The 13,112-nt window shown below is 73.9% G+C and carries 9 protein-coding genes and 1 pseudogene; 8 read left to right on the plus strand and 2 right to left on the minus strand.

What is annotated here, in order from left to right; translation table 11 throughout:
- Both ACFYM6_RS31940 and ACFYM6_RS31945 read left to right on the plus strand, forming a co-directional pair.
- Positions 1 to 569: pseudogene (locus tag ACFYM6_RS31940) on the plus strand (transcription termination factor Rho); the annotation flags it as partial.
- 154 nt (positions 570 to 723) lie between these two features.
- Positions 724 to 4,179 carry a phosphodiester glycosidase family protein gene (locus ACFYM6_RS31945; RefSeq protein ID WP_387281192.1) on the plus strand — a complete coding sequence of 1,152 codons (3,456 nt, stop codon included), beginning with the start codon at positions 724 to 726 and terminating at the stop codon, positions 4,177 to 4,179.
- A 103-nt stretch (positions 4,180 to 4,282) separates the two neighbouring features.
- Here ACFYM6_RS31945 and ACFYM6_RS31950 read toward each other — a convergent pair whose 3' ends face one another.
- Complete coding sequence (locus tag ACFYM6_RS31950) at positions 4,283 to 5,179, minus strand: AAA family ATPase (RefSeq protein ID WP_387281193.1); 897 nt, start codon at positions 5,177 to 5,179, stop codon at positions 4,283 to 4,285.
- Positions 5,180 to 5,430: 251 nt separating this feature from the next.
- Here ACFYM6_RS31950 and rpmE point away from each other — a divergent pair, with 251 nt between their 5' ends.
- Positions 5,431 to 5,655, plus strand: a complete 225-nt coding sequence (rpmE, locus tag ACFYM6_RS31955; RefSeq protein WP_357541756.1) for a 50S ribosomal protein L31 — start codon at positions 5,431 to 5,433, stop codon at positions 5,653 to 5,655.
- A gap of 106 nt (positions 5,656 to 5,761) precedes the next feature.
- Positions 5,762 to 6,850, plus strand: coding sequence for a peptide chain release factor 1 (gene prfA, locus ACFYM6_RS31960; RefSeq protein ID WP_357440126.1), 1,089 nt, complete (start codon positions 5,762 to 5,764; stop codon positions 6,848 to 6,850).
- Between the two features lie 163 nt (positions 6,851 to 7,013).
- On the opposite strand, the gene ACFYM6_RS31965 is transcribed toward prfA, so the two are convergent.
- Complete coding sequence (locus ACFYM6_RS31965; RefSeq protein ID WP_387281194.1) at positions 7,014 to 8,567, minus strand: diguanylate cyclase domain-containing protein; 1,554 nt, start codon at positions 8,565 to 8,567, stop codon at positions 7,014 to 7,016.
- Between the two features lie 73 nt (positions 8,568 to 8,640).
- Between ACFYM6_RS31965 and prmC the strand changes: the two genes are divergently transcribed.
- From prmC to ACFYM6_RS31985, 4 genes are all read left to right on the plus strand, one after another.
- A complete protein-coding gene (prmC, locus tag ACFYM6_RS31970; RefSeq protein WP_387281195.1) occupies positions 8,641 to 9,588 on the plus strand; it encodes a peptide chain release factor N(5)-glutamine methyltransferase in 948 nt (315 codons plus the stop codon).
- Positions 9,588 to 10,232, plus strand: coding sequence for an L-threonylcarbamoyladenylate synthase (locus ACFYM6_RS31975; protein ID WP_387281239.1), 645 nt, complete (start codon positions 9,588 to 9,590; stop codon positions 10,230 to 10,232). Before prmC ends, ACFYM6_RS31975 begins: the two co-directional genes overlap by 1 nt.
- Complete coding sequence (locus tag ACFYM6_RS31980) at positions 10,233 to 10,844, plus strand: phosphotyrosine protein phosphatase (protein ID WP_387281196.1); 612 nt, start codon at positions 10,233 to 10,235, stop codon at positions 10,842 to 10,844.
- 149 nt (positions 10,845 to 10,993) lie between these two features.
- Positions 10,994 to 13,108, plus strand: coding sequence for a transglycosylase domain-containing protein (locus ACFYM6_RS31985; RefSeq protein WP_387281197.1), 2,115 nt, complete (start codon positions 10,994 to 10,996; stop codon positions 13,106 to 13,108).
- Positions 13,109 to 13,112: the final 4 nt, after the last annotated feature.

Below are 13,112 nucleotides of genomic sequence, written 5' to 3' on the forward strand. Positions count from 1 at the left end.
CGCCGCAGGACCACACCACGGTGGCGGAGCTGGCGATCGAGCGGGCGAAGCGTCTGGTCGAGCTGGGGCACGACGTGGTCGTGCTGCTCGACTCGGTGACCCGGCTCGGTCGGTCGTACAACCTGGCGGCGCCGGCCAGCGGCCGGATCATGTCGGGTGGTATCGACTCCACCGCGCTCTACCCGCCGAAGCGCTTCCTGGGCGCGGCGCGGAACATCGAGAACGGCGGCTCCCTGACCATCCTCGCCACCGCGCTGGTGGAGACCGGGTCGATGGCTGACACGGTCATCTTCGAGGAGTTCAAGGGCACCGGCAACGCCGAGCTCAAGCTGGACCGGAAGATCGCCGACAAGCGGGTCTTCCCGGCGATCGACATCAACCCTTCCGGTACCCGCAAGGAGGAGGTCCTGCTCGCGCCGGAGGAGTTGGCGATCGTCCACAAGCTCCGGAAGGTGCTGCACTCGCTGGACTCGCAGGCGGCGCTCGACCTCCTGCTGGACCGGCTCAAGCAGTCCCGGACGAACATCGAGTTCCTGATGCAGATCGCGAAGTCCACGCCGGGCGAGTGATCCCGCCAGGGACGGAGCGAAGAGGGGTACGGCCTGCGGGTCGTGCCCCTCTTCCGCGTTTCGGGCCGGGCAGCGAACAGCCGGTATGAAGTTTTTCTACGGTTAAGCCTAGAGGTATTGAAACTTCTATTCAGTTTCCGGTTGACTGTCGTCCATGCGTATCCGCAGTCGATCTGCCCGTCTCGCCGGCGTCCTGCTGCTGACGCCGCTGCTCACCCTGGCCGGTCCCGTCCCACCCGGCGTCGCGGCGCCCGCAGGCGAGCCGCACACCGCGGCCGAGGACGCCCCGGCGGCCTCCTCCCGCCCTGGCTCCGCCGTCGCCCTCGCCGGCGACGCCGCCGGCCTGGAGCCGGCCGGCGGCCTGGAGGCCGCGAAGACCACCCGTCCGGTCGCCCCCGGACTCGACCTGACCTCCTTCGACCGGTACGACGCCGACGGCTGGCTGCGCGCCGACGCGCTCACCGCCGACCTGTCCGGCGGCGTCACCGTGGACTACGTCAACTCCGGTGCGGTGACCCGGGACGAGCCGCTGCGCGCCGCGGTGGACCGCTCCCGGGCGGTGGCCGCGGTCAACGGCGACTTCTTCGACATCAACAACTCCGGTGCCGCGCAGGGCATCGGCATCCGCTCCGGCGAACTGGTCCAGTCGCCGGTCGCCGGGCACACCAACGCCGCCGCGATCAGCGCCGAGGGGCTGGGCCGGGTGATCCAGGTCGGCTTCGAGGGCAGCGCCGCCCTGCCGGCCGGGTCGGTGCCGCTGACCCAGTTCAACAACATGGTGCAGCGCGACGGCGTCGGCGTCTTCACCCCGCTCTGGGGAACGTACTCCCGCAAGCGCCCGGTGGAGGGCGCCGGCCGGGTGGTCGAGGTGACGGTGACCGGCGGCAAGGTGGCCGCCGTGGCCACCGCGGCGGGCGAGGGTCCGATCCCGGCCGGCACCACCGTGCTGCTGGGCCGGGAGGCGGGCGCGGACGCGCTCGCGGCGCTGCGGCCGGGCGATCCGGTCGACCTGAGCTGGCGGCCGAAGGCCTCCGACGGGAGCAGCCTGCGGGCCGCGGTCGGCGGCGGCAACGTGCTGATCCGGGACGGCGTGGTGCAGCAGATCGCCGACCAGAGCCTGGCCCCGCGTACCTCGGTCGGCTTCTCCGCCGACGGGCGCAGGATGATCATGCTGACCGTGGACGGCCGGCAGGTGGACAGCCGGGGCGTCACGCAGACCGAGCTGGGCCGGATGATGCGCGAGCTCGGCGCGTGGACCGCGCTGAACCTCGACGGCGGCGGCTCCTCGACCCTGCTGGCCCGCGAGCCAGGCGCGGCCACCGTGCAGGTGGAGAACAGCCCCTCGGACGGCAGCGAGCGGCCGGTGCCGAACGGCCTGGCCATCTACGCCCCGCCGGGCAGCGGCCGGCTCACCGGGTACTGGCTGGAGACGGCGAGTGACCCGACCGCCGCGCCGGGGGTCGCCCCGGTCCGCGGCGGGCGGCCGGACCGGGTCTTCCCCGGGCTCACCCGCCGGCTCACCGCAGCCGGCTACGACGAGACGTACGGGCCGGCGGCCGGCGCGCCGCAGTGGCGGGCCAACCCAGCCGCCCAGGGCACGGTCGACGACGAGGGCGTGTTCCGGGCCGGTCGGCCCGGCCGCAGCACCGTCACCGCCTGGCACGAGGCGGCCCGGGGCACCCTCGACCTGACCGTGCTCGGTTCCCTAGAGCGGATCGACTCAACCGTGGACCGGCTCGGCCTCAACCGGCAGGGTGACACCGGCCTGTTCGGCGTGGTCGGCTACGACGCCGAGGGCAACACCGCGCCGATCGAGCCGGCCGACCTGCGCCTGGAGTACGACCACGACCTCCTCGCGGTCACCCCGACCGGCGACGGCAACCTCTCCGTCAAGGCGCTCAGCGACACCGGCTCCGCCCTGGTCACCGTCCACGTCGGAGCGCGGACCACCGTGCTGCCGGTAACCGTCGGGCTGGCCGACGCGCCGGTGGCCGGCTTCGACGACGCCGCCTCCTGGAAGTTCAGCCAGGCCCGGGCCAGCGGGTCGGTCGCGCCGGCGCCGGGCCACACCGGCACTGGCCTGAAGCTGTCGTACGACTTCAGCCAGTCGACCGGCACCCGCGCCGCGTACGCCGACCCGCCGGCCTGGATCCCGGTGCCCGGCCAGCCGCAGGCCTTCGGCATGTGGATCAAGGGCAACGGTGCCGGGGAGTGGCCCAGCCTGCACCTGCACGACGCCCAGGACACCCAGTTCGTGCTCCGCGGCCCGTACGTCACCTGGACCGGGTGGCGGTACGTCGAGTTCGCCGTCCCGCCGGGCGTGCAGTACCCGGTCCGGGTGCGCCGGTTCTACGTGGCGGAGACGGACCCGGCCAAGCAGTACCGGAGCGAGGTGGTCATCGACGACCTGGTGGCCAAGGTGCCGCCCACCCTGGACGCGCCGGCCGAGTCACCGCTGACCGACCGGGTGGTGCTGCACGACGGCACGGTGGACGGCGCGCCCTGGCGCTTCGCGGTGATGTCCGACGCCCAGTTCGTCGCCGCCGACCCGGACAGCGACCTGGTCGCCCAGGCCCGCCGTACGCTCCGCGAGATCAAGGCGGCGAAGCCCGACTTTGTGATCATCGACGGCGACCTCGTGGACACCGCGTACCCGGCGGACTTCGCGCTGGCCAAGCGGATCCTCGACGAGGAACTGGGCGGCGAGCTGCCCTACTACTACGTCCCGGGCAATCACGAGATCATGGGCGCCCCGATCGACAACTTCAAGGCCGTCTTCGGCGACACCTCGCGGGTCTTCGACCACGAGGGCACCCGGTTCGTCACGCTGAACACCGCCAGCGGCTCACTGCGCGGCGGCGGCTTCGACCAGGTGAAGCTGCTGCGGGACACGCTGGACCGGGCCGCCGCCGACCCGGCCGTCGGCTCGGTCGCGGTGTTCTTCCACCACCCGCCCCGCGACCCCAGCCCGGCCAAGGCCAGTCAGCTCGGCGACCGGAAGGAGGCCGCCCTGGTGGAGCAGTGGCTGGCCGACTTCCAGCACCGCACGGGCAAGGGCGCGCTCCTGGTCAACGGGCACGTCGGCACGTTCCACGCCGAGCGGGTGGACGGCGTCCCGTACGTGATCAACGGCAACTCGGGCAAGAACCCGTCCACCCCGCCGCAGCTCGGCGGCTTCACCGGCTGGACCGAGTTCGGCGTCGACCCGGTGACCGCGCAGGAGGCGGAGCGGGCCCGGCGTGACCCGCTGGCCGACGGGCCGCGCTGGGTCGAGGCGGAGTTCCATGCCCACGTCGACCGGCTCGCCCTGGCGGCTCCGGCCAGCGTCGCGGTGGGCGCCCCGGCGACCGTCACGGCCACGCTCACCCAGCCCGGCGGCCGTACCGTCCCGGTCGCCGCACCGGTCAGCGCCGACTGGTCCGGTTCGCCGAACCTGCACGTCGGTGGGGCCGACGGGGTGAAGCCCTGGCACGTGGCCCGGTTCGACCCGGCGACGGGGCAGCTGACCGCGCTGCGCCCCGGCGGTCAGGTGGTGCTCGCCGTGACCGTCAACGGCGTACCCGCCCAGGCGACGGTCACCCTGACGGCGGCGGAGGCGCCCGCCGCCTGAGCCGCCCCCGGGGGCGCGGCCATGGTCCGCGGCCCCGGAGGCCGGCCGCCACCCGCCGACGGGCCCTTTGACCTGGGGGAGGAGCCCGTCGGCGGGTGCTCGGTCAGAAGTCGCCCTCGGCCACCTGGAAGACGGTCAGGCCGAGTGAGCGCCACATCCGGACCACCTGCTGCCGGTCGTCGAAGACGCCGACCACCCGGTACCGGTCCCGGATCTCCCGCTCGTAGATCTCCTGCTTGACCACGGCGTCCTTGCGGTGGTCGCCGACCGCCCGCAGGTGCAGCGCCAGGTAGGGCACCTTGACGTGCCGGTCCAGCCAGGCCTCGGTGGCCGGCCGTGCGGTCGCGTCCCGGCCGGAGCAGAAGACCACCCCGTACCCGGCCGCGTGCATCGCCCGGACCGCCGCGATCACCGCCTCGTTCGGGGCGTCCTCGCCGACCCGGGTCATGTCGTACGGGCTGCGCGAGACGGTCAACGCCACCGTGCCGTCGATGTCCACCAGCACGATCGCGGGCGGCTCGGGGTGGGGCGGGTGGACCCGGGCCGGGGTGCCGGTGCGGGCGGTCGGCACCGGCAGCGGTAACGGCCGGTTGGCGAGGTAGCGCTCGTGCAGCCGACGGATCGCCGCCTCGCCGACCCGGTCGGCCTCCGGCCGGGCCGCGTCCCGGCGCAGGCACTCCTCCAGCGGCACGTCGGTGAAGTCGTGCACCTCGAACGCGGCGCCGAACCGCTCAGCTAACTCGGCCCAGTCCCGCAACGTGCGCGAGCGCAGGTTGGTGTCGTCCACGCAGACGCTCACCCGGGCCGCCAGCAGCGCCTCCACCTGGGCCCGCTGGGCCCGGGTGACCTGCCCCTCGGCCCATTGGGTGAAGAGCCGCTCGCCGTGCATCATCCGGCGCAGGTCGTCCCGGTTGACCCGGACCACGCCGGGCTGGAGCCGGCGGGCGAAGGTGGTCTTGCCGGAGGCGGGCAGCCCACGGGTCGCGATCAGGCAGAACATCCCGCACCTCCCGTTCGTCCCGGTCCATCCCCGGACCGGTTCACGAATGCCCGCGAGCCGCGCGGGAATGCGTACCGGGTGGTGAGCGTTGCGCCTGCCGGACCTCCGGTGCGGCCCGCTCGCCGGGTCGGCGGAGGCCCATGGCACACTGGTCAATCGGCCACCGGTTCCGGTTCACGCCCGAGCCTCTCGCGGACGGCGGGGAGCGACGACGGCGACCCGGCGACCACCCACGAAAGGACCGAGGCGAGATGAAGCCCAACATCCACCCGGAGTACGTGACCACCGAGGTCCGCTGCTCCTGCGGCAACACGTTCGCGACCCGCAGCACCGCCAAGGGCGGTCAGATCAGCGTCGAGACCTGCAGCGCCTGCCACCCGTTCTACACCGGTAAGCAGCGCGTCCTCGACACCGCCGGTCGGGTCGCCAAGTTCCAGCAGAAGTACGCCAAGGTTCAGGCCAAGAAGGCAAAGTAGCTGCTCCGACGACGCCCGTGTCCGGCTCCGTGCCGGACGCGGGCGTTCGTCCGTTTCCGCCCGCTTGTCCCTGTCCCCATCCGGTCGTCCAAGGAGCATCCGCAGCATGAGCAGTGAGCGCCTGGCCGCCCTCCTCGACGAGTACGCCGAGTTGGAGAAGCGGCTGGCCGACCCCGCGATCCACGCCGACCAGGGCACCGCCCGGCGGGTCGGCCGGCGCTACGCGGAGCTGGTCCCGCTGCACAAGGCCGCCGGCGAGCTGGAGCAGGCCCGGGCCGACCTGGCCGCCGCCCGCGAGCTGGCCGCCGAGGAGCCGGCCTTCGCCGCCGAGGCCGAGGCGATCGCCGCGTCCCTGCCGGCGCTCGAAGAGAGGCTGGCGGAGCTGCTGATCCCTCGGGACCCGCACGACGCCAAGGACGTCATCGTCGAGATCAAAGCGGGGGAGGGCGGCGAGGAGTCGGCCCTCTTCGCCGGCGACCTGCTCCGGATGTACACCCGGTACGCCGAGCGGCACGGCTGGGTCACCGAGGTGATCGACTCGCAGGACTCCGACCTCGGCGGCGTGAAGGACGTCTCCCTGGCGATCAAGACCAAGGGCGTGCCCGAGGGGGGCAACGGCGTCTGGTCCCGGCTCAAGTGGGAGGGCGGCGTGCACCGGGTGCAGCGCGTCCCGGTCACCGAGTCGCAGGGCCGGATCCACACCAGCGCGGCCGGCGTGCTGGTGCTGCCGGAGGCCGAGGAGGTCGACCTCACCATCGACCCGAACGACCTGCGGATCGACGTGTTCCGCTCGTCCGGGCCCGGCGGCCAGTCGGTCAACACCACCGACTCGGCGGTCCGGATCACCCACGTGCCCACCGGGATCGTGGTCTCCTGCCAGAACGAGAAGTCGCAGCTGCAGAACCGGGAGCAGGCGATGCGCATCCTGCGCGCCCGGCTGCTCGCCGCCGCCCAGGAGCAGGCCGACGCGGCCGCCTCGGACGCCCGGAAGGCGCAGGTCCGCACCGTGGACCGGTCGGAGCGGATCCGCACCTACAACTTCCCGCAGAACCGGATCACCGATCACCGGATCGGCTACACGGCGTACAACCTGGATCTGGCCCTGGCCGGTGAGCTGGACGGGGTCCTGGACGCCCTCACCGAGGCCGACCGCGCCGCCCGCCTGGCCGGCGAAACCGAACTGACCCGCCGCTGACGCCCTGCCGCCCGCCGCGCCGCTGCGCGCGACTTGGGGCCAGCTTCACGGAAAGAGTGGCCATTCCGCGCCGGATAGCCACTCTGTCCGTGAACTAGCCCCACGGGGCCCGGCGCGGGGGCACGGGCGCGGCACGGCGCCGCGGGGGCGGCGTGCGGGTGGGTCAGGAGGCGCGGAGGCGGTCCTTGGCGCGCAGCATCTCCCGGTCGGCCAGCTCGAACGCGGCGCCCAGCGCCTCCCGGACGCTCGCCCCGGAGCCCCCGCTCACCTCGGCGAAGCCGATGCTCACCCCGACCGGGGTGCCGGGGACCAGGGACTCCCAGTCCTCGGTGCGGACGGCCGCCTGGATCCGGCGGGCCACCTCGGCCGCCTCGGACATGCCCGCCTCGGGCAGCACCACGACGAACTCGTCCCCGCCGTACCGGGCCACGAAGTCCCCGCGGCGCATCACCCGGTTGATCACCCCGGCGATCCGTTGCAGCACCAGGTCCCCGGAGTGGTGGCCGTGCCGGGTGTTCACCGCCTTGAAGCCGTCCAGGTCGCAGACGCCGATCACCACCCGCTCGCCCCGGGACACCACGGCGCCGATGTAGCGCTCCAGCCGGCGCCGGTTGGGCAGCCCGGTGAGCGGGTCGGTGAGCGCCTCGCCCTCGTACCGGGCGGCCTCGCGGCGCACCTCTTCGTGGTCGATCCGGGCGGCGATGCCTTCGATGTAGACGTCCCGCAGCCGGTCGTTGCGCTGTGCGGCCAGCCGGAACGCGTACCGATCGGCCCGGTGCGCGGCGGCGTGGTCGCCGGCCCGGGCCAGCGCGATGCTGCGTAGCCGGGGCGGCTCGGCCGCGCCCAGCGTCTCGACGGAGACCCGGGAGGTGTCCAGCCGGGTCACCGCCTCGATCGGGCGGCCGTCGGCGATGGCCAGGCAGACCTGGCCGAGCTGGCGCATGTCCCGCGCGCGGGCACTGTCGCCGCCGTGCCCGAGCAGCCGGTCGGGGTCGGCGTCGCCGCCGGGATCCGGCTGGTCGCCGAGGGCGGCCCGCCGGGCGACGGCGTAGCCGTACGCGGCCAGGCTGCTCGGCCGGATGTTGCTGGCCCGACCGCTGTGCAGGAAGCGGTTGAAGTCCCCAGCCACGTCGCGCAGCACCCGAAGGCAGCCGTCGCTGTCGCCGGTGTGGTCCAGGGCCACCGCGTTGCGCAGCCGGATGCCCGGGGCGGCGAAGGTCTCCTCGGGGATGCCGGCGGCGAGCCCCACCTGGCGGGCGCGCTCGATCGCGCCGAGGGCGTGCCCGTGGAAGCTGAGGTAGGAGTAGGCCATCGCCAGGTCGTGCCAGCCCCAGGCGGTGTCCCGGTCCGGGTCGTCGTCGGCGGTCAGCCAGCGGGAGGCCTTGACCAGGTGGGTAACGCATCGGTCCAGCGCCCCCTGGTGGTGCGCGGCGAGCGCCGCCAGGGCGTTGAGGTGCCCGTGCAGGTACGGCTCCGCGAGGTCTCGGACGGCGGCGGAGGCGTCCTCGATGGCCCGGGTGTATTCCGCCGTCCGACCGAGATTGATCACCGCGCAGAGACGCTGGACCAGCGCGTCCGCGCGGGTGCAGGGATCGCTCGTGGTCCGGACGACCCGGTCGAGCAGGGCGACCGCCTCCGCCGAGCGGCTCGCCTCCTGCAACGCCCGAGCGCGCCGGAGGGCGTCAACCTGGTCGTCGACCCGGTCGAGCCAGCCCACTCGAAACCTCCCTGTGGTGTGCGCCCGAACGCACCCGCTCGTGATGTGACCCGCGACGCTTCATGATTATGTCGTGACCCACCTCCCGCAACACCCGTCCGAAGGGACGGAACGCGAGCGGCCTTCGTTGGCGGTCGCCCGGGCGGCCCGAACCCTCGCGGCGGCGGGGGTCGAGGCGCCCCGGGCGGAGGCCGAGCAGCTGGCCGCGTACGTGCTGGACGTGCCGCGCGGCCGGCTGGCCCTGGCCGAGGGCCTCACCCCCGGGCAACGTGACCGGTTCGACGCGCTGGTGGCGCGCCGGGTGGCCCGGGAACCCCTCCAGCACCTCACCGGCACCGCCGGGTTCCGGCACCTGGCGCTGGCGGTCGGCCCCGGGGTCTTCGTACCGCGGCCGGAGACCGAGTTGCTCGCCGGCTGGGGCGTGGCCCAGGGCCGGGAACACCGCTCGCCGCTGGTGGTGGACCTGTGCAGCGGCTCCGGCGCGATCGCCCTGGCGGTGGCCCAGGAGCTGCCGCAGGCCCGGGTGGTGGCGGTGGAGCGGTCCCCGGCGGCGCTGGCCTGGCTGCGCCGGAACGTCGCCGACCGGGCCGCCGCCGGGGACACCCCGATCGAGGTGGTGGCCGCCGACGTCACCGACCCGCAGCTCCTCGCCGACCTGGTGGGCCGGGTCGACGTGCTGCTCTGCAACCCGCCGTACGTGCCGCGGTCGGTGGCCGTGTCCCCGGAGGTGGCCGGGTACGACCCGGACGAGGCGGTCTTCGGCGGCGCGGACGGGCTGGACGTGATCCGGCCGGTGGTCGCCCGGGCCGCCGCGCTGCTCCGGCCCGGCGGCGCGCTCGGCGTGGAGCACGACGACACCCACGGCGCGGCGGTGCCGGCGCTGCTCGCCGCCGACGGCCGGTACGAGCGGGTCGAGGAGCACCGGGACCTGGTCGGCCGGCCCCGGTTCGCCACCGCGTCCCGCCGGGCGGACGGCCAGCACGCCGAGCCCGACGCGGCGTGGCAGACTGGCTCCTCGTGATGCTCTACGACTGTCGGTCGCTCGCCGATCGGGACCGCGGCATCGCCGCTGCCATCGAGGCGGTCAAGAACGGGGAACTCGTCGTCCTGCCGACCGACACGGTCTACGGCATCGGCGCCGACGCCTTCACCCCGTACGCGGTGAAGGCGCTCGCCGACGCCAAGGGTGGCGCCCGGCAGGCGCCCCCGGTGCTGATCGGCTCCCGGCACACCCTCGACGGCCTGGTCTTCTCGCTGCCGCGTGCGGCGCGCGACCTGGTCGAGGCGTTCTGGCCGGGCGCGCTGACCATCGTGGTGGAGCACTCGCCGAGCCTGTCCTGGGACCTGGGCGACAGCAGCGGCACGGTGGCCGTACGCATGCCACTGCACCCGGTGGCCCTCGAGGTGCTGCGGGAGACCGGCCCGATGGCGGTGGCTTCGGCCAACAAGGTCGGCCAGCCGGCCGCGCTCACCGCCGAGGAGGCCCGCGACCAGCTCGGCTACGGCGTGCGGGCCTATCTGGAGGCGGGCCCGGCCCTGGACCCGGTGCCGAGCACTGTCGTCGACCTCACCGGCGAGGTGCCCCGGGTGCTGCGCCAGGGCGCCGTGTCGCTGGAGAAGCTGCGCGACGTGGTGCCGGAGATGCTCGACGAGCGGGGGTTCTGAGTGCCCCCGTTCACCGTCCTGCACGTCTGCATGGGCAACATCTGCCGGTCGCCGATGGCGGAGCGGCTGCTGATGCTCGCCGTCCGCGAGCGGCTGGGCCGGCTCGGTGCCGACCCGGAGCGCTCCGACGAGCTGTTGCACAGCCACAGCGCCGGCACCGGCGGCTGGCACGCCGGCGAGGAGATGAACCCGCCGGCAGCCCGGCAGGTGATCTCCCGCGGCGGCGACGTGGCCGGCTTCGCCGCCCGCAAGCTCCGCTCCGACCTGATCGACGCCGCCGATCTGGTCCTCACCGCCACCGCCGACCAGCAGGAGTACGTGGTGGCGCTGCGCCCGGACGCCGCCGCGCGCACCTTCGTGCTGGGGGAGTTCGGCCGGCTGCTGGGTGGGGTGGAGGCCTCCGTCCTGCCTCCGGCCGCGGCCACCCCGGACGCGGTGTACGCCCGCGGGGTGGCCCTGGTGGTGGCGGCGGAGGCGGCCCGGCAGGGCGCGGCCCCGCTGCCTGGCGACGACCTCGACGACCCGTGGGGCCGGGGCGACCAGTGCTTCAGCCGGGTGGCCGACGAGATCGAGGAGACCGTCCACCCGCTGGCCGCCGCGCTGCTGCCCTGAGTCCCCCCGCCCGCTCCGTGTAGGGGTTTCTGTCCACCTTCATCCTTCCTCGCGAAATTCCTGCGTGTTTTGGGGAAGGTGGCGGCGAAAAGCCCTATTCGCGTCATTCTGAAGAGGTCTCGTACAGCCGGCTCCTGCGGGGAGAGCTGATGAACCGGGCCCATCTCGACAAGCTGTTCACCATCCTGCTCGCCGGCGTGCTCGCCGGGCTGGCCTTGGCGGCGGCCGCGTTGCCGGCCGCGCTGGTCTTCGGGCTCGGCTTCAAGGGGCTGGTGCCCTACGCCGAGCTGCCGCAGTCGCTGCGGACGCCGGAACCGGCCCAGCGTTCCAACCTCTACGCCAACGACGGCCGTACCCTGATCACCTCGTTCTACGTCGAGGACCGGATGGACGTGCCGGCCGCCGAGGTGGCGCCGGTGATGCGGCAGGCCATCGTGGCCGCCGAGGACGTCCGGTTCTACCAGCACCACGGCGTCGACGTGCGCGGCGTGGTGCGGGCCTTCACCGTCAACCAGCGGGAGGGCGGGACCCGGCAGGGCGCCTCGACGCTGACCATGCAGTACGTCCGCAACGCGCTGGCCAGCGATCCTCGGCTGACCGAGGCGCAGCGGGCCCGGGCCACCGAGGTCACCGCGGGCCGCAAGATCCGCGAGATGCGGTACGCGCTGGCCCTGGAGCGGGAGCTGAGCAAGGACGAGATCCTCAGCCGCTACCTGAACATCGCGTACTTCGGCGCCGGGGCGTACGGCGTCGGCGCGGCCAGCAAGCGCTACTTCTCCACCACCCCGGCCAAGCTGACGCTGGCCCAGGCGGCACTGCTCGCCGGGCTGGTCCGTTCGCCGGACACCGACGACCCGATCAACGGGGACGCCGACGCGGCCCTGGGCCGCCGGGCGTACGTGCTGGACCGGATGGTGGAGACCGGCCAGGTGGCGGCCGAGGACGCCGCCCGGGCGAAGGCCGAGCAGCTCGCCCTGAAGCCCAGCGCCACCCCGAACGACTGCGCGGCGATCTCGAAGGACCACAACGACTGGGGCTTCTTCTGCGACTGGTTCACCCAGTGGTGGAACAACCAGCCGGCCTTCGGGGCGTCCGCGGAGGAGCGGCAGCGCACCCTCCGGCGCGGCGGCTTCTCGATCGTCTCCTCGCTCGACCCGAACGTGCAGCGCAAGACGACCGAGCAGGTGCTGGAGATCTACCCGGTCACCAACAAACGGGCCGCGCCGACCGCCGTGGTCCAGCCGGGCACCGGTCGGGTGCTGGCCATGGCGGTGAACCGGAACTACAGCGTGGCCGCCAACCCGGAGGGGCAGGAGAACTACCCGAACACGGTCAACCAGCTCATCGCCGGTGGCGGCGGCATCGTCGGCTACCAGGCCGGGTCGACGTTCAAGCTCTTCACGATGCTCGCCGCGCTGGAGTCCGGGCTGCCGCTGGACACCGAGTTCGACGCCCCGTCGGTCTACGTCACCCGCTACGCCACCGGACCCGGACCGGCGGCGTGCGGCGGCCACTGGTGCCCGGCGAACGCCAACCCGGACTGGATGGACGGCCCGCGCACCATGTGGAACGCGTTCGGCCGGTCGGTGAACACGTACTTCGCCTGGCTGACCGAGCGGGTGGGCGCGGACCGGGTGGTGGAGATGGCCGAGCGGCTCGGCATCGTGCTGCGCGCGGCCGACGACGCCCGGCTGGCTCGCGAGGGGGCGAAGAGCTGGGGTCCGTTCACCCTGGGCGTCGTCGCCACCACCCCGCTGGACCTGGCCAACGCGTACGCGACGGTGGCGGCCGAGGGCGTCTGGTGCCGGCCCACCCCGGTCGCCTCGATCACCGACAGCTCGGGACGGAAGCTGGCCGCCGGAAACCCGGACTGCCGGCAGGCGCTCGACACCGAGGTGGCCCGGGCGGCGGCGGACGCGGCCCGCTGTCCGGTCGGCGACCAGTCGATGTATCGCCGTTGCGACGGCGGCACCGCCGAGGAGCTGGCGCCCGGGCTGAACCGGCCGGTGGCCGGCAAGACCGGCAGCGCGGAGCGGAACGAGACCGAGACGGTGGTCGCCTTCACCCCGCAGCTCGCCGTCGCCACCATCGCGGCGAACCCGGACAATCCCCGGGACGCCGTCGGCGGTGGGGTGCAGACCCGGCAGATCGCCGCGGTGGGCCGGTTGCTGGCGTACGCGCTGCGTGACCAGCCGGTACGCGACTTCGTGCCGCCCAGCCAGACCGTCGCCTTCGAGCGCACCAGCCCCCGCTCGGGGAACTGACCGG

Source organism: Micromonospora sp. NPDC006431 (assembly GCF_042870725.1).
GTDB lineage: Bacteria > Actinomycetota > Actinomycetes > Mycobacteriales > Micromonosporaceae > Micromonospora.

Excerpts from the sequence above, each read along its gene's own strand:
- ACFYM6_RS31950 (WP_387281193.1), bottom strand. The coding sequence starts at position 5,179 with ATGTTCTGCCTGATCGCGACCCGTGGGCTGCCCGCCTCCGGCAAGACC.
- rpmE (WP_357541756.1), top strand. The coding sequence starts at position 5,431 with ATGAAGCCCAACATCCACCCGGAGTACGTGACCACCGAGGTCCGCTGC.
- ACFYM6_RS31985 (WP_387281197.1), top strand. The coding sequence starts at position 10,994 with ATGAACCGGGCCCATCTCGACAAGCTGTTCACCATCCTGCTCGCCGGC.
- ACFYM6_RS31975 (WP_387281239.1), top strand. The coding sequence starts at position 9,588 with ATGCTCTACGACTGTCGGTCGCTCGCCGATCGGGACCGCGGCATCGCC.
- prfA (WP_357440126.1), top strand. The coding sequence starts at position 5,762 with ATGAGCAGTGAGCGCCTGGCCGCCCTCCTCGACGAGTACGCCGAGTTG.
- ACFYM6_RS31945 (WP_387281192.1), top strand. The coding sequence starts at position 724 with ATGCGTATCCGCAGTCGATCTGCCCGTCTCGCCGGCGTCCTGCTGCTG.